The 15,843-nt window shown below is 39.1% G+C and carries 15 protein-coding genes; 7 read left to right on the forward strand and 8 right to left on the reverse strand.

Annotated features, from left to right (window positions below; genetic code table 11):
• Window positions 1-157: 157 nt before the first annotated feature.
• Entirely contained in the window at window positions 158-2,566 is a 2,409-nt protein-coding gene (locus tag A3EE_RS0114100) for an alpha-ketoacid dehydrogenase subunit alpha/beta (RefSeq protein WP_018344093.1), read from the reverse strand.
• 168 nt (window positions 2,567-2,734) lie between these two features.
• Between A3EE_RS0114100 and A3EE_RS0114105 the strand changes: the two genes are divergently transcribed.
• The 3 genes from A3EE_RS0114105 to A3EE_RS0114115 all read left to right on the forward strand — a co-directional run bounded on the left by A3EE_RS0114105 (window position 2,735) and on the right by A3EE_RS0114115 (window position 6,942).
• On the forward strand, window positions 2,735-3,616 hold the full coding sequence (locus A3EE_RS0114105) for a DUF1573 domain-containing protein (protein ID WP_018344094.1): 882 nt from the start codon (window positions 2,735-2,737) through the stop codon (window positions 3,614-3,616).
• Between the two features lie 324 nt (window positions 3,617-3,940).
• Window positions 3,941-5,059, forward strand: coding sequence for an alanine dehydrogenase (gene ald / locus A3EE_RS0114110; RefSeq protein ID WP_018344095.1), 1,119 nt, complete (start codon window positions 3,941-3,943; stop codon window positions 5,057-5,059).
• Window positions 5,056-6,942, forward strand: a complete 1,887-nt coding sequence (locus A3EE_RS0114115) for an LTA synthase family protein (RefSeq protein ID WP_018344096.1) — start codon at window positions 5,056-5,058, stop codon at window positions 6,940-6,942. The genes ald and A3EE_RS0114115 overlap by 4 nt, the downstream gene beginning before the upstream one ends.
• On the opposite strand, the gene A3EE_RS0114120 is transcribed toward A3EE_RS0114115, so the two are convergent.
• A complete protein-coding gene (locus tag A3EE_RS0114120; RefSeq protein WP_018344097.1) occupies window positions 6,935-7,387 on the reverse strand; it encodes a type I restriction enzyme HsdR N-terminal domain-containing protein in 453 nt (150 codons plus the stop codon). The genes A3EE_RS0114115 and A3EE_RS0114120 overlap by 8 nt on opposite strands.
• Before the next feature lie 71 nt (window positions 7,388-7,458).
• Here A3EE_RS0114120 and A3EE_RS0114125 point away from each other — a divergent pair, with 71 nt between their 5' ends.
• On the forward strand, window positions 7,459-8,229 hold the full coding sequence (locus tag A3EE_RS0114125; protein ID WP_018344098.1) for an AMP nucleosidase: 771 nt from the start codon (window positions 7,459-7,461) through the stop codon (window positions 8,227-8,229).
• Between the two features lie 152 nt (window positions 8,230-8,381).
• Complete coding sequence (locus A3EE_RS0114130; protein WP_018344099.1) at window positions 8,382-8,774, forward strand: GxxExxY protein; 393 nt, start codon at window positions 8,382-8,384, stop codon at window positions 8,772-8,774.
• Window positions 8,775-8,795: 21 nt separating this feature from the next.
• Here A3EE_RS0114130 and A3EE_RS0114135 read toward each other — a convergent pair whose 3' ends face one another.
• On the reverse strand, window positions 8,796-9,392 hold the full coding sequence (locus tag A3EE_RS0114135) for an HPP family protein (RefSeq protein ID WP_018344100.1): 597 nt from the start codon (window positions 9,390-9,392) through the stop codon (window positions 8,796-8,798).
• A 259-nt stretch (window positions 9,393-9,651) separates the two neighbouring features.
• On the opposite strand from A3EE_RS0114135, the gene A3EE_RS0114140 reads away from it, so the two are divergent.
• Entirely contained in the window at window positions 9,652-10,929 is a 1,278-nt protein-coding gene (locus A3EE_RS0114140) for a chloride channel protein (RefSeq protein WP_026209784.1), read from the forward strand.
• Between the two features lie 83 nt (window positions 10,930-11,012).
• On the opposite strand, the gene A3EE_RS0114145 is transcribed toward A3EE_RS0114140, so the two are convergent.
• The 5 genes from A3EE_RS0114145 to A3EE_RS0114165 all read right to left on the reverse strand — a co-directional run bounded on the left by A3EE_RS0114145 (window position 11,013) and on the right by A3EE_RS0114165 (window position 15,171).
• Window positions 11,013-11,525 carry a hypothetical protein gene (locus A3EE_RS0114145; protein ID WP_018344102.1) on the reverse strand — a complete coding sequence of 171 codons (513 nt, stop codon included), beginning with the start codon at window positions 11,523-11,525 and terminating at the stop codon, window positions 11,013-11,015.
• 55 nt (window positions 11,526-11,580) lie between these two features.
• A complete protein-coding gene (locus A3EE_RS0114150; protein ID WP_018344103.1) occupies window positions 11,581-12,048 on the reverse strand; it encodes a pyrophosphohydrolase domain-containing protein in 468 nt (155 codons plus the stop codon).
• Between the two features lie 99 nt (window positions 12,049-12,147).
• Window positions 12,148-12,669: a dCTP deaminase gene (gene dcd / locus A3EE_RS0114155; RefSeq protein WP_018344104.1), complete on the reverse strand. Its 522-nt coding sequence runs from the start codon at window positions 12,667-12,669 to the stop codon at window positions 12,148-12,150.
• Between the two features lie 317 nt (window positions 12,670-12,986).
• Window positions 12,987-14,285, reverse strand: a complete 1,299-nt coding sequence (locus A3EE_RS0114160; protein WP_018344105.1) for an MFS transporter — start codon at window positions 14,283-14,285, stop codon at window positions 12,987-12,989.
• A 127-nt stretch (window positions 14,286-14,412) separates the two neighbouring features.
• Complete coding sequence (locus tag A3EE_RS0114165) at window positions 14,413-15,171, reverse strand: 5'-methylthioadenosine/adenosylhomocysteine nucleosidase (RefSeq protein ID WP_018344106.1); 759 nt, start codon at window positions 15,169-15,171, stop codon at window positions 14,413-14,415.
• Window positions 15,172-15,240: 69 nt separating this feature from the next.
• On the opposite strand from A3EE_RS0114165, the gene A3EE_RS0114170 reads away from it, so the two are divergent.
• The gene (locus A3EE_RS0114170) at window positions 15,241-15,786 is read left to right on the forward strand and encodes an adenine phosphoribosyltransferase (RefSeq protein WP_018344107.1); all 546 of its coding nucleotides are present in this window, start codon (window positions 15,241-15,243) and stop codon (window positions 15,784-15,786) included.
• The last annotated feature ends 57 nt before the right edge of the window (window positions 15,787-15,843 follow it).

The following is a 15,843-nucleotide window of genomic DNA, read 5'->3' on the forward strand; positions in this document are numbered from 1 at the left end:
TGGTTGTTGGTGACTCCGCGTTGTCCTTCGCTCATTAACTAAACATCTGTTCAGGCGGAAACACCAACAACGGCGTTTGGCTTTAATAGGATGTTGGCCGTTGGCACAACATCGGGTTGATTCGTGGTCAGTCAAATACTGACAACTGACCACTAAATTATTTATACCATTTCGGAAACTTGCCGGGATTTACTTCGTGCATCATTTCGTATACCATGTCGATCACATCATCCGGACTTGGTTTTGAATAATAGTCACCGTCGGTTGAGTATGCCGGTCTGTTATCCTGTGCAGACAAGGTTCTCGGTTCTGAATCCAGATACTGCCAAGCCTTCTGTCCTTCCAATACCTGCTGCATCATATAGGCGGTTGCGCCTGCAGAGTAATCTTCATCGGCAAACAATACACGATTCGTTTTTTTGATCGACTCAACAATCTGCTGTGTTCTATCAAACGGCAGTAATGTTTGTATATCGATGATCTCGCATGAGATACCTAATTGCTGTAATTCATTTGCACCTTCCTGCACAATACGACACATAGAGCCGTAGGTAACAATCGTAATATCTGTGCCGGGTCTCAATACATCTATAATACCTAACTGTACCGTAAACTCTCCTAAGTTCTGTGGAAGTTTTTCTTTTAAGCGATACGCGTTTAACGATTCGATCATGATCGCCGGTTCATCGCCTTTAACCAGTGTGTTGTACATACCTGCAGCCTGTGTCATGTTGCGCGGCACGCATAAGAACATACCACGTATCGAACCCAGGATCATCTGCATCGGTGAACCCGAGTGGAACATACCTTCCAGACGGTGTCCGCGTGTACGGATGATCAACGGAGCTTTTTGTCCGCCCGCTGAACGGTAATGCAGCGAAGCCACATCATCCGATAATATTTCTATTGCGAATAATAAATAATCTAAATACTGAATCTCTGCAATCGGACGTAAGCCACGCATTGCAGTACCTATCGCCTGTCCAACAATGGTTGCTTCACGAATACCGGTATCGGTAATACGGATCTCACCGAATTTATCCTGCAAACCGGAGAAGCCTTGGTTCACATCTCCTATTTGTCCTACGTCTTCACCGAAAGCCAGCAAGCGCGGATCGCGGTTGAACAGAGCTTCGAAGTTGTGTTGTAACAATTCTCTTCCGTCTAATATCGGAGAATCTTCGGTAATGATCGGTGCTACTTCAGGGACCAGCAAAGCCGACTCAACTGATTGACTGTATAAGTGGCTATTGAAACGACGTCTGTTCTCTATTTCCGTACGTTCAGCCCAATTCTGCAAATTTTCTTTAGATCCATTCGTTTCGTTACGAAGCAAACGCAAGGCCTTCTTCACAGCCCTTACAGCATCGGAGCGGTATGGATTTAACGTTTTGTGTAATTCTATAGACAGCTGTTCCAATTCGTCTTTCACCGAACTTGAAGAAGCAGCTTCTCTAATATATTGCACTGCCAATTCGTGATCTTCCTTAAGATAATTTACAAAATTTTCCCAGGCACGCTGACGGGCTTGTTTTACTTTTTCAACCGACTCCGTTTCGATCTGTAGCAAATCATCTTCAGAGCAAATACCGTTTTCCAGAATCCACTCTTTAAACTTCTTATTGCAATCGTATTCTTCTTCCCAGTCCAGACGCTCTTTTGTTTTGTAGCGCTCATGAGAACCGGAAGTGGAGTGTCCCATTGGTTGAGTCATCTCACACACATGCATCAATACAGGTACGTGCTCTTCTCTACACAAACGGGTTGCTTCTTTGTATCCATAGCAAAGCGCTTCGTAATCCCAGCCCTTTACTTTCATGATCTCAATACCACGTTCGTTGTGATCTCTTCTGAAACCTTCGAACATAGACGAGATATCATCTTTTGTAGTTTGATAGCGCTGCGGAACAGAGATCGCGTAGGCATCATCCCAGATGGAGATGAGCATAGGAACCTGTAATACACCTGCAGCATTGATCGCTTCAAAAAATACACCTTCCGCCATGGCACCGTTTCCGATCGTTCCGAATGCAACTTCATTTCCGTTATTGCTGAAGTTGGTCATGCTGTGCAGTTCCGGGTTGTTGCGGAATAATTTGGAAGCCCAGGCTAAACCTACCAGACGAGGCATTTGAGCACCCGTTGGAGAAATATCCGGTGTTGATACTTTTATTTTTGTCAGGTCTTTGAAACGACCTTGTTCATCTAAATTACGTGTTGAATAATGGCCGATCATCATTCGTCCACCTGAATGCGGATCGTGCTCCACATCTGCATGACCGTATAATTGCGCAAAGTATTGTTCGATGGTCAACGCCCCTGTGGCCATCATAAAAGTCTGATCTCTATAATATCCGGAACGGAAATCACCTTCTTTAAAGAACTTCGCCATACAGATCTGCGCAAGTTCTTTCCCTGTACCAAAAATACCAAACTTCGCCTTGCCCATGAAAACTTCCTTACGAGCAAGGATACTCGTTTGTCTGCTTTCACATGCCAGTCTATAATCTTGTAGAATTTCCTCCTTGGTCAAAGAAAACTCCCCTGTAATTTCGCTTGTATTCAAAATGCTGTTTGTATCGGATTAGCCAAAACCTTACAAAATTATGCAATTAAAAGCGCTATTCAAATTTTTACCCTTTCAGCACAAAATCTATATTTTTTGGTATAATTTATGTAAGTTTGGTTACTATACGTTAATTTTGAGTATTCAAGTCAATAAATTATAGAAGCTATGTTTAAGAAAATAGTGGTTTTGGTTGCCTTAGCAGCTAGTACAATGGGTGTTACATTTGCACAACAATCCAATAATTTCAATTTTCCGATTGATAAATTTGATTTCGGTGTAATTAATGAAGGCGAACAAGCCACTCATACATTCGAATTCTACAATACAGGAAAAGACACCATTCTTTTAAAACAAGAGAACGTTCGTGCTTCTTGTGGTTGCACAACCCCTTCATTCTCTACAGATGCAATTTTACCCGGACAAAAAGGCGTTATTACGGCTTCATTTAACTCTTCAGGCAGACCAGGTGTATTCCAGAAAACGGTTACGGTTTATTACAAGGACGAGATAGTTAAAATGCTGAATATCAAAGGAATTGTTGAGCCAATAACTGCTGCACCGGCTCCAAATCAGACTCAGGCACCAGCTCCAGCTGCCCATACAGATGGATCACATGCACATGCTCCTGCACATGTGGATGACAAAAAAAGTGCTAAGATTGTTCTTGAAAAACATGCTGTGAATTATGGTAAAATTGAACGCAGCCAAAAAGGTGTGTATTCAATGAAGATCACAAATGCTGGAAAAGATACCTTGTTTATTTCTAAATCAGCAAGTGCTTGCAGCTGTACTTCATTCAAATTGAAAAAAGAAAAAGCTGTAGATGAAATTACATACGTACTTCCTGGTAAAACTGCAAGATTAGAAATTACATACTCTCCTGCTGCGGATGGATACAACAGAGATATCATCACATTGTATACGAATGATCCGGCAAATGCAAGAGTATCCATTCCTCTGGAAGCGGAAGTAGTTGAATCTTTACAACAAAAAAATATGCTTCAGGAAGGCGGCAACAACGGTGGTGCTCCTTTTTCGAATAAATAAAAGCTTTTCAAAAGCGCATAAAAAAAGTCATCCCGATAGATATCGGGATGACTTTTTTTATGCGCTTTTGAAAAGAAATAACAAATAACAAAAAACAAATTCCAAACGGAGAGAGTATATAGTAAGTAGTTGTCAGTGGACAGTAGTCTGTTGTCAGTGATTGCATTGTGGCATAGTACAGAAAATGTTGTTGAGTGGCACGATAAAGGAAAATATACAATTCAATACGGAATGAAATTGTTCATTCAGCGTTAAAGAATTAAATAGAATACCTGTAGTTTACAGTCAATAGAATTTGATAACGAACATTAAGAAACCAAAGTTATGATCATCGGTGTACCAAAAGAAATTAAGAACAGAGAGTTTCGGGTTTCAATGACTCCTTCCGGAGTTGCAGAATTGATCGCACACAAACATACCATACTTATACAACAAGGAGCCGGTCTTGGTTCGGGCTTTACAGACGAAGCTTATACAAAAGCGGGCGCTACTATTCTGGAAAAAGCAGTAGATGTATTTGCAAAAGCAGATCTGATTGTAAAAGTGAAAGAACCTCTGACTTCTGAATATGCGTTGATCAAAGAAGGGCAGATTATTTTCACCTACTTCCATTTTGCTTCGAATGAAGAATTAACAAAAGCGATGATCGAGCGCAAAGCAATTTGCATTACGTATGAGACCATTCAGAAAGCCGATCATTCCTTGCCGATCTTAACGCCCATGTCGGAAGTGGCCGGACGTATGGCTGTACAGATCGCGGCACATTATTTAGAAAAAAATAATGGAGGAAGCGGAAAGCTTCTGGGTGGCGTGCCAGGTGTTAAACCTGCCCGGGTTGTGATCTTAGGCGCAGGTGTTGTTGGTACGCAGGCAGCAAAAATCGCTTCAGGTATGGGTGCGGAAGTTATTTTAATGGACATTAATTTAAACCGTCTGCGTTATTTGGCCGATGTACTTCCTGCTAACGTAACAGGCATCTATCCTACGCAGCAGCTCATAGCTGAATATTTACTAAACACAGATGTGCTTATCGGAGCGGTATTAATACCCGGCGGAAAAGCGCCAGTGTTAGCAAGTAAAGCTATGATCGAAACGATGCCCAAAGGCAGTGTGGTAATAGATGTTGCCGTTGATCAGGGCGGATGTATCGAAACCTGTAAACCCACATCGCATGAACACCCGATCTTTACAGTAAACGATGTGATACATTATTGCGTGCCCAATATACCGGGTGCCGTACCGGCAAGTTCTACCATTGCACTTACCAATGCCAGTCTGCCCTATCTGATACAGATCGCAGATAAAGGCTGGAAAGAAGCGTGCAGATCAAACAGTGAAATACAAAAAGGCTTATCCATTGCCTCAGGTAATGTAGTGGATGTTATGCTGGCTAAAACATTTCAGTTATCTTTGCATGATATACACGAATACCTGAATTCATGATCGTAGCTTTATATCGCTTTCTATTTACCCGGTTATTATTTCTTCTTTTCTTATTCAGTCTTTGCAGACTTTTATTTTATTTATTTTATTCTCCGGAATTTGAATCGTGTACGACTAGTCAAATCGCTTACGCCTTCTTACTGGGCTTGCGTTTTGACCTGTCTATACTACTAGGTGCAAACGTTGTATTCTTTTTACCGCTAGCAATTGGTCGCTTCTTTGCCATACCTAAGTGGGTATTTACCATCAATAAACTTCTCTTTGTTCTTGTTAACAGCATTCTGGTTTCATTAAATCTCCTCGACTTAGAATACTTTGCGTTCACAGGAAAACGTACAGGCATTGAGATCTTAGGCATTAAAGATGATATAGGTAATCAGGCAAATCAATTGTTCTTACACTACTGGCACATTGCTTTACTTGGATTTGTATTGTTTTTATGGATTCTACTTCGCACGCTGCGTTTAACATACAAACCGGTAGTTTCTAAAAGACCTGTACTTTATTTTGCAATCGGTTATGCCCTATTTATAGGGCTTGCTGTACTTGGTATCCGCAGCGGCTTCCAGCTTAAACCATTGCGTCCAAACATTGCATTCTCCATTCAACCAAGTAAACTTGGCAACGTTGTATTGAATACTCCTTTCAATATTTTTATGACGATTGGCATTGAACCCATTGAACCCGTTCACTATTTTAAAAATGAAAGTGAAGTGTCGGATATTTTATCAGAATGGAACAGACAAGGGAAGTCAACGTTTCCAACACATACAACAAAACAAAATGTTGTCATCATCATTCTGGAAAGCTTTGCATCTGAATATACCGGAATAGCGAATGCAGGAAAAGGCTATACTCCCTTTTTGGATTCGCTGGCTTCAACGAATTTATATTTCCAAAATCATTTTGCAAACGGACGTGTAAGCATGGAAGCTGTACCTTCTATCCTTGCATCCATACCGGGTCTGATGCGCGAACCTTATATCACGTCTCTCTATCAAACCAACGCATTACAAGGTTTGGGTACGCAGTTACTTAAAAGCGGTTACCATACATCGTTCTTTCATGCTGCTAAAAACGGTTCAATGGGATTTGATGCATTTACAAAAAATGCAGACTTTACACACTATTACGGTTTGAACGAATACAAAGGAAGCCAAGAAGATTTTGATGGTAACTGGGGCATTTATGACGAACCTTATCTTCAATATTTTAAAGAACATCTGAACACATTTCCACAGCCTTTTGCAAGCTGCGTATTTACGATCAGTTCACACCAACCGTATTCATTACCAGAAAAATATGCCGGCAAGTTTCCCGAAGGCGATCTGGATATTCACAAAACGATTGGTTATGTAGATTACTCGTTACGAAAATTCTTCGAAGCTGCTAAGAAAGAAACCTGGTATACCAACACCTTGTTTGTTATCACTGCAGATCATACACAAATGCATAGCAATCCGAAGTATAAGAATATACGTGGCGATTACAACGTTCCGCTGATCTTCTTCCATCCTTCTGAAAAATTAACTGCAGATACTTCTCTGGTTGCAAGTCAGATTGATATCATGCCAAGTATTTTAGACTATCTGCAGATCATAAATCCGGAGCCAGCATTGATCGGTCAATCGGTTTTTGGAAAACAGCCATCACATGATTATGCAGTAAACTTTTCAGACAACAATTATCGAGTATTTTTAAAGGACTATTATATAGAAGGAACGTTAGAGACTGAGTTTCTTATAAAAAAATATACGCACGAAATCATACGGCCAGCAAACGAGAAAGAGCGTAAACTCATTCAAGCCATTATTCAATACTACAACAATGGTATGATTGAAAACACGTATTACACCTGGGGAAAAACGAAGGGATCTATATAAAAGGAGGAAGTTCGTTCCGCTTTTCAAAAGCGATTTCATCGCCTTCGCCAACCCGTTGGAAAGCGAAATGATGTAAACCATTTGTTATAACCAGCCACTCAGCTGCTATTGTTTTATTATAAGCCGATGCCTGCTTGAGCGTCTGTTCACTCAACGGAACCGAAAAGGCTTTACATTCAACCAGCATAAAGACCGTACCCTGACGGTTATAGATCTGAATATCGCTGCGTTTCTGCATGGTATTATACTGCAAGCCTGATTCAACTTTAAAAAGTACCCGTGGATATTTACAGGTATGGATCAGATAATGAATAAAATGTTGGCGCACCCATTCTTCGGGAGTCAACAAAATATTTTTTTTACGTATACCATCATATACATATATCTCCCCATTATCTCTGGAAAGTTTTAAATCTGCTTCAGGTAAATTTAAATTCGGGTACATGTGTATACTATTGCCTCGTAATTTACGTACATAAAAATAGAAATTTCAGTTATTACTTTTAATATTGTTGTATGAAAACGAAAGAAGAAATTGTAAAGAACTGGTTGCCACGCTATACAGGAACAGAAATCAAAGAATTTGGAGAATATATCTTAATTGTAAATTTTCATAATTACCTCGAAATGTTTGCAAAACAATTCGATGCTGAAATAAAAGGTATCGGGAAACCGATGCAGACCTGTACTGCAAACAACATCACCATTATAAATTTTGGTATGGGAAGCGCTATGGCAGCAACCTGTATGGATATACTTTCTGCAATTGATCCTAAAGCCGTTTTATTTTTAGGCAAATGCGGAGGCTTGAAGAAAACAAAAGTCGGAGATCTGATCCTTCCGATTGCAGCGATACGCGGCGAAGGTACAAGCGATGATTATCTGCCGAAAGAAATTCCGGCGCTCCCTTCCTTCCGATTGCAGCAAGCGGTTTCATCTATTATCCGTAAGCATGAACGCGATTATTGGACGGGAACCGTTTATACAACGAACCGAAGAGTTTGGGAACACGACGAAAAATTTAAAGAATATCTGCGCAGCATCCGAACGATGGCTATTGATATGGAAACGGCTACAATATTCGTTGTAGGCTTTGCGAACAGCATTCCACACGGAGCATTGTTATTGGTCTCTGACAATCCAATGGTACCAGACGGCGTAAAGACTGCCGATAGCGATACTTCTGTAACGAAACTCTATGCAGAAGAACATTTAAAGATTGGTATTGAATCGTTACAGGAGCTAGCGTCAAGCGGTGATTCGGTGAAGCATTTGATATTTGAGTAGCCAGTGAGACACGATTAAAAGATTGCAGGATGGACAGGATCATTCGTTTGTAATTTTATCTATTGTTAGTATTTTTTAAGGTAGTTTGAATTCATTATTTGATTGTATAGTTTGGTGAAAAATATTTCATCAAACTATTTTTTTTATAACATATGGAGAATAATGAAATCAATGCATTAACACATAAAATTATCGGATGTGCTATGGAAGTACACAAAAGACTAGGAAATGGCTTCCAGGAAAAAATATACCAACGTTGTTTAGCTGTTGAATTTAATCAATCGAAGGTTAAATATACATGGAAACAGGAAATGGAAATCATTTACAAAGGGCATTCTGTCGGAATGAGAAGAGTAGATTTTTTTATTGAAGGGAAAGTAATGCTTGAAATAAAAGCTGTTGAAAAGATAGAAGAAGCTCATAAAGCTCAAGCTATAAATTACTGCGAAGCATATAATATAGCAGATGGTTTACTCATTAATTTCGGAGGAAAAAGCCTAGAATTTAAAAGCGTTTACAATAAAAGACTAGTAACTCCAACATAATCCTGTCTATCCTGCAATCTTTTAATCCTGTTCAAACTTTCTTAATCGTGTCCGGAACGCTTTTGTATACCTTTTATCTGTCGGATAACTTCTATGTGAAGTCATATTATTAAAGATCAACGCTACAACAAGCATAATCAAACACCCCGTCAGAACAGGGCTCAATACATACCAATAACCTAAATGTTTTATTTTTTCTGACCCGATAACAGCGATTAGAGCAGTGGCACCACCGGGAGGATGTAACGTTTTTGTGATTTGCATCAGGACAATCGACAAAGCAACTGCAAACGGAGCTGAGAGCCATAGCATATCCGGAAATAATTTATACGCTGTTACACCAATGAATGCGGAGATCACATGGCCTCCGATTAAATTTCTAGGCTGAGCTAACGGACTTTGAATAGATCCATATACCAACACACTGGAAGCACCAAATGAACCTATTAAAAAAACATTCTCCTGATGCGTGACAATTTTACTTTGAAAAAAAGTAATTAAACCAATGCCAACAAACGCACCTATAAAAGACCAAACATGTTCTTTGTAATCAACAAGGGTTTCCTTATAGATAATGTATTTTGATACACGCAGACTTCTGGTTATTCTTTTCTTCATAGTGCCCTAATTAGTCAAAACAATAGACGTTGATGCTATATACTTATTAACGAATCTTCTATTTAACTAAAATGAGAGCGGGGTGAAATAGGTGTATACACGTATTTTATATTTTCAGATTCGTGTACGTATATTATATTTAAATACAGCCGTATCAGGCCATTAATAAAGGCTCCAAGAAGTCCTTTACTATACATCTTTTGTATGTGTTTTATTATTTTTGAATTATATTGTCCGTATCATACATACAATTCATCAAATGAGCACCCAACGAAAACGACAATTCATAAATCATTTAAACACGCTGAATAAACCAGTCCGCTTTGATAATTTTGTATTCAGCAGAATGTTTTTATTGTGGGCAGCTCTTGGACTTATTGGCGGTGTAACAGCCGGTATATATTGGATCACGCTTGAATATCTCACACATAGCATTGCACATTTTGAAGGATGGCTAGTCATTCCGGTCATGGCAATATGCGGGCTGCTTGCAGGTTTGGTCATTCATGTTATAGGAGATCCCGGTGAAATGCATTTAATGGTGAATAACATCCGATTCAAAAAAGGAAAATTAGATCCTAAAAATAATCCTTCCATGATCGTATCTTCTCTGCTGTGTGTAGCATCCGGGGGAAGCCTTGGACCCGAGGCTCCATTGGTACAGGTAACAGGTTCTACAGGTTCCTGGATCGGAAGATTGCTGCGGTTGAAGGAAGAAGAATTACGTTCGCTTAGCATTGCAGGTATGGCATCCGGATTTACGGCCTTATTTGGTGCTCCATTGGGAGGAAGTTTGTTTGCGTTGGAAATTTTACATCACAAACATGCTGTAGAATATTATCAGGCAATCATCCCGGCTTTAGTTGCCAGTTCATTCAGCTACATTATTTTTGCTGTGATCATAAATATGGGTATCGGCCCAACCTGGGAATTACCAGCCTATGAAATGTTCGACAGATTTGACTTTGCTTATGCAGTACTATTTGGCTTGTGTGCGACTGCTATCGGATGGCTGTTTATTTATTATATAAAAATTCTGCAATCTATCTTAAAGACAATAGAGTTTCCTATATATATTAAAACCTTTGCCGGAGGTATTGTATTAGGCATCATTGCCTATTACCTTCCGGTAACACGTTACTTCGGACACGATCAAATACACACCCTATTAACAGAATCATTTACATTAAATATGTTACTGGCTATAATCGTATTTAAAATAATTGCTATTGGTGTAACGGTAACATCCGGCTGGAGAGGTGGTTTTATTATTCCGTTATTTTTTGTGGGTGCATGCCTGGGCCTTATTATTCATCAGTACTTCCCTATGGTTAATCTTGCATTAACAATTGTAAGCTGCATGGCTGCAATCAATGCTTGTGTTACACGCACTCCAATGAGTACAACTATATTGTTATCATCTCTTACGGGCTTTACGTATTTCATTCCGATTCTTTTTGCAAGTCTTACGGGATATTTTCTTGCACCAAGAACACCTTTTATTAAATCTCAGTTAAAAGAGATCGAAGAAGAGTAACATAAGTAAAATGCAGAGATAGAATTATTCTTGAATATATCGTAATAATATATCTCTGTATTTTGATTGTTCTATAAGCAATTTTAACTGATATAATTTTTCTTTATACTTTTCTTATCAGGCTTCGAAAACATATATACCTTGTTGCTATTACCCAAAACAGTTGGATTTCCATCCTTGTATTTAGATTGAATAAAATGATAATACTCTTCTACAAGGAGTCCATTAAATGGATATATGTCAATTAAACAGCTGCAATAATAGGCTACTTCAGATGTATCATTGATTACTTTTTTCAATAATTCAAAAACAACTGAATCATTGTCTTTATCAGACAATAGATAATGAAAACAGTAATATTTCAAAACGTAGCTGGAATCATTAAATAATTGTATTTTATCTTTTGCAGAAAGCAATCCATTTAATGTATCAGCCTTCATAAATAAAGCTGAAGGCATTCCTGCATAACCCAGAACAATGCACTCAATCGTGTTTGAAGCTTTTATTTCAGCAATCAATTTCTGTACACGATCCTGTGCATTGCTTAAAGAAAAAGAGCAAAAATTTATAAGTAAAAATAATGAGAGCTTTTTCATAAAAACAGTAAAAGAAAAAGTCCCGCTATCGGCGGGACCTTTTTACAAACAACTTTTATTTCTCTACAATTGATTTCAAGTCAGCTGCAGAATACTTAATTGACTTTAATGTTTTATTATCTTCTGTTCTATATACCAGATAATGATTGCCACTTTTCACATGATAGCAAGGTTGTCCTTTCGCTTCGTAATGTGCGATGGTGTCTTTTGCTTCCTGCTCCGTAGCACAGGTCTTACTCATGTTTGAACGCTGCACTTCATCGAACAGATCTTTAAATTTTTCACCCAAACCAAACTCAAGCACCGCTCCTGCCAATACATATTGAAGATCGCATAATGCATCTGCCACTTCTACAATATCATTTTGTGCAATGGCTTCTTCCAATTCCTTTAACTCCTCTGCAAGCAAGGCTACACGCAATTTAGCGCGCTCTATCGCAGGGATTGTTGGGGTATCTAAGATGGGATGTTTGAACGTGCGGTGAAATTCCGCTACCTGATTGAGTGGGTCGATGGGAAGCATAATGAATGTAGTTGCGAGGTACTAGCTGCTAGGTACTAGTATAATGGTTAAACATTTTTTATCTGGAAACTAGTAACTAGCACCTAGTAACTTATAAAACTACTTTTCGAAATCCTTATACAACAAGCTCGGCTGAATGCCTTTGTTGTTCTGGTATTTTCCGCTTTTATAGTTTTCGTATTTTCCTTCAATGGTGTGATAGAAGATCTGACAGATCTCAACGCCCGGATACACACGGATCGGATGCACACAGAAGATCTCCAATGTCCAGAAGCCACAGAAACCAACGTCGCCAAAGCCGGCAGTAACGTGAACGAATAAGCCCAGGCGACCGATAGAGGAACGCCCTTCCAGCATCGGAACATAGTTATGTGATTCTGTGTATTCAATCGTTCTGCCTAAATACAATTTACCTGTCTCCAACAACACCCCCTCTTCCGGTATGATCAACGGCGAAGCAGTGTTCGGCTTTTTCATATCAAGTTCATTGTTGTCATATACCAGCAATTCATTGTGTAAGCGTAAGTTGTAGCTATTGGGATTTAAGCGGGAATCGTCGTATGGTTCGATCACAATATCAGAACCTAATTTATCTTTAATCTCTAAACCTGAAAGAATCATGTGCGTATTTTTTGAGTACTTAGTACCAAGTACAGAGTACTAAGTAAAAAGGAGTTATCTACAAAGATACATTTTTTTCAAAGTCGAAAATGGATTGTGGATTAACTGTTGAAAGTGTTCATTACAAAACACATTCAATTAAAAATCAAATAATTAAAAGTTGATAAAGTTATAAACAAGTGTTTATGTATCGCCTGCAGCAAACCAAGTCAAATTATTTTAACCGCAAGGAACGTAAAGATAAAAACGCAAAGGGCGCAAATGAAATCCTCCTGTAGTATACTGACCACTGTTTACTGACAACTGACAACTGACCACTAGTCAGGTAGCTGCGTATCATACACCTGCTTCGAAGGGATCAATCGCAGGAAGAAAATACTGATCACAAAATAAATACCCAAAGCAATTAAACTGTTGCGCATATCCCCTGTTACTTGTCGGATCAATCCATAACTAAAGGTTCCCAGTACGATCGACATTTTATCAACTACATCAAAGAAACTAAAATAGGATGCATGATCTTTTGTATTCACAGGCATCAACTTCGAATAGGTTGCACGCGATAAGGACTGCACGCCTCCCATTACAAAACCTATTGTTCCGGCCAGAATAAAGAAACTTACACCTGGCTTAACAACATACGCCATGCAGCAGATCGCGATCCATACAACAACCCCTGCCATCAACGCATTGGTATTCCCTACTCTATTGGATAAGATGTTCAATGCATAGGCACCTGCAATAGCAACCAGTTGAATCAACAGTATCGTAGCGATCAATGATTCCTGTTCGATGTGTATTACTTCTTTTGCAAACAAGGGGGCCAGATACATAACAGTCTGCACACCCATATTGTAAAAGAAAAAGCCAACAAGAAAACGTTTTAACAAGGGAAGTTTCTGAATGTTCTTCCACACTTTATTCAATTCTATTAAACCATTGGTCAGCATATGCCCTGCATTATTTTTCTGCTGCACCTTCGGTAATCCCATGAAAGAGATCTGTCCGAATACAAGCCACCATACACCTACGGTTAAGAAAGCTAAACGTGCTGCAAGACTCGATGTAATCCCAATCTTTTCATGGAATACAACGCATACCAAATTGATAATTAATAACAAGACACTGCCGATATATCCCCATGTATATCCTTTAGCACTGATGCGATCATACTGATCTTCGGTTGCAATTTCCGGTAGATAAGAATTGTAAAATACAATGCTTGAACTATAACCGATACCTGCAAGCACAAAAGCAAGTACACCAAATTCTATCGTATGTTCATTAAAAAAATATAACGCTGCACACGACACTGCACCTGTATAGCAAGACACTTTCATAAACGTTTTTTTCATTCCGGAATAATCGGCAATGGATGTTAAAAACGGACTCAGGATTGCAGCCACTAAAAATACAATCGATACTGCCCATGAATACAAAACCGTATTCGGAATTAAAAAGCCGAAGAAGTCAACCAGATTATGATTCGCCTCGCTATTCGTGATCCCTAAAAAGTATTCAGGAAAAATTGCTGTTGTGATCGTCAGCGAATACACCGAATTAGCCCAGTCGTAAGTGCACCAGGCATTGATGATTTTAGGATCGTTTTTAATCATGTTATAAGTAATAAGTTTTACGTTTTAAGAAAGTAATACGTTCAATATATTATGTTTTAAGAATGCGATTATTAAGATCTTCTGAAGCGTTTACGCTTCTTAAAACTTAATACATAAAACTTAAAACCTATTTCATCATCCCCTCTATCAATCCCCAGGTATAATACTTCGCAACATTTTCAATATATCGGTTGAAGTCGATGTGCGCAATTGCATTTGCTTTATCTGAGATCGAACGTACGACAACCAACGGAACCTTATATTCATAACACACCTGTGCGACGGCCGCCCCTTCCATTTCAACGAAAATGGCATCAGGAAGTTCGGCTCTGATCTTTTCGTATTGCGGCATGGTACCAATAAACTGATCACCGCTTACCAGCAAACCTTTGTGAACGGTTGGCTGCTGAATGTGTAAGGCTTCCAACTCTTCTTTACTTACAAAATCATACAGTTCTTCTTTAATAAAAGTAGAACAGCTTTTGAATGCATCTTCAACAAGGGCTGTATCACAGTTAAAAGTTGTTACATCCAGTAACGGAATTTCAAACTGCGGAAAGATCGGACGGCAATCCATATCGTGCTGAACAGAAGAAGTTGCTACAACAATATCTCCGATCTTAACTTCATCGGTTAAACCACCTGCAACACCTGTTACGATGATGCGGTCCACACCGAAACGTTCGATCATAACCGCTGCTGTAACCGAAGAAGCAACTTTACCGATACGGGACAAACTCACCACACTTTTCTTTCCTTGTATAGTGCCGACATAAAACTTGCGACTGCCTGTTTCAACAATATTTTCTACGTGCATATGATGCAGGATCAATTCAATCTCCTGCTGCATCGGCACCAATATTCCGGTAATTTGTTCCTTTTCCATTCTACTCTTGTAAAGCACCTGCAAGATGTCGTATATTGTTGATGGAATCAACCCAAGGGGATAAATTTTATGGCTACATCTGAAGAAATTTTAGAACAAACAATAAAATCAACCATTCGCGATATCGTTGATTTTCCCGAACCGGGAATTATTTTTAAAGACATTACTCCCTTACTAAAAGATCCTCAATTATGTAAGGCAATTGTACAAGCTATTGCAGATCAATTGCGCCCGTTACACATAGATGCACTCGCCTGTTTAGACAGCCGAGGTTTCTGGTTTGGTTTGTCTGTAGCTATGGAACTGGGGGTTCCAATGATACCGATACGTAAAAAAGGAAAGCTGCCATATGAAACCGTGTATGAAGAATATGCATTGGAGTATGGAACGAATACAATAGAAATGCATACCGATGCCATACAACCGGGCTGGAAAGTTGCTATCCACGATGATATTTTAGCAACTGGTGGTACAGCGGAAGCAACATCAAAGCTGATCAAAAAATCTCAGGGGGAAATCGTTGCTTATTCTTTTCTGATTGAATTGAATTTTCTAAAAGGAAAAGATAAACTTACTCCGTACTGTCCAACCATTCAATCGCTGATTAATTATTGATTGTATTTAAATTATTATTTACTCCCCATGTTTAAAACCGTGGGCTATGCAATTTAG

Origin of the sequence: Cytophaga aurantiaca DSM 3654, from assembly GCF_000379725.1 — a bacterium.
In the GTDB taxonomy this organism is placed as follows: Bacteria; Bacteroidota; Bacteroidia; order Cytophagales; family Cytophagaceae; genus Cytophaga; species Cytophaga aurantiaca.

Coding starts and splice junctions, on each gene's coding strand:
- A3EE_RS0114105 (WP_018344094.1), top strand. CDS start 2,735: ATGTTTAAGAAAATAGTGGTTTTGGTTGCCTTAGCAGCTAGTACAATG.
- ald (WP_018344095.1), top strand. CDS start 3,941: ATGATCATCGGTGTACCAAAAGAAATTAAGAACAGAGAGTTTCGGGTT.
- A3EE_RS0114115 (WP_018344096.1), top strand. CDS start 5,056: ATGATCGTAGCTTTATATCGCTTTCTATTTACCCGGTTATTATTTCTT.
- A3EE_RS0114120 (WP_018344097.1), bottom strand. CDS start 7,387: ATGTACCCGAATTTAAATTTACCTGAAGCAGATTTAAAACTTTCCAGA.
- A3EE_RS0114125 (WP_018344098.1), top strand. CDS start 7,459: ATGAAAACGAAAGAAGAAATTGTAAAGAACTGGTTGCCACGCTATACA.
- A3EE_RS0114130 (WP_018344099.1), top strand. CDS start 8,382: ATGGAGAATAATGAAATCAATGCATTAACACATAAAATTATCGGATGT.
- A3EE_RS0114135 (WP_018344100.1), bottom strand. CDS start 9,392: ATGAAGAAAAGAATAACCAGAAGTCTGCGTGTATCAAAATACATTATC.
- A3EE_RS0114140 (WP_026209784.1), top strand. CDS start 9,652: ATGAGCACCCAACGAAAACGACAATTCATAAATCATTTAAACACGCTG.
- A3EE_RS0114145 (WP_018344102.1), bottom strand. CDS start 11,525: ATGAAAAAGCTCTCATTATTTTTACTTATAAATTTTTGCTCTTTTTCT.
- A3EE_RS0114150 (WP_018344103.1), bottom strand. CDS start 12,048: ATGCTTCCCATCGACCCACTCAATCAGGTAGCGGAATTTCACCGCACG.
- dcd (WP_018344104.1), bottom strand. CDS start 12,669: ATGATTCTTTCAGGTTTAGAGATTAAAGATAAATTAGGTTCTGATATT.
- A3EE_RS0114160 (WP_018344105.1), bottom strand. CDS start 14,285: ATGATTAAAAACGATCCTAAAATCATCAATGCCTGGTGCACTTACGAC.
- A3EE_RS0114165 (WP_018344106.1), bottom strand. CDS start 15,171: ATGGAAAAGGAACAAATTACCGGAATATTGGTGCCGATGCAGCAGGAG.
- A3EE_RS0114170 (WP_018344107.1), top strand. CDS start 15,241: ATGGCTACATCTGAAGAAATTTTAGAACAAACAATAAAATCAACCATT.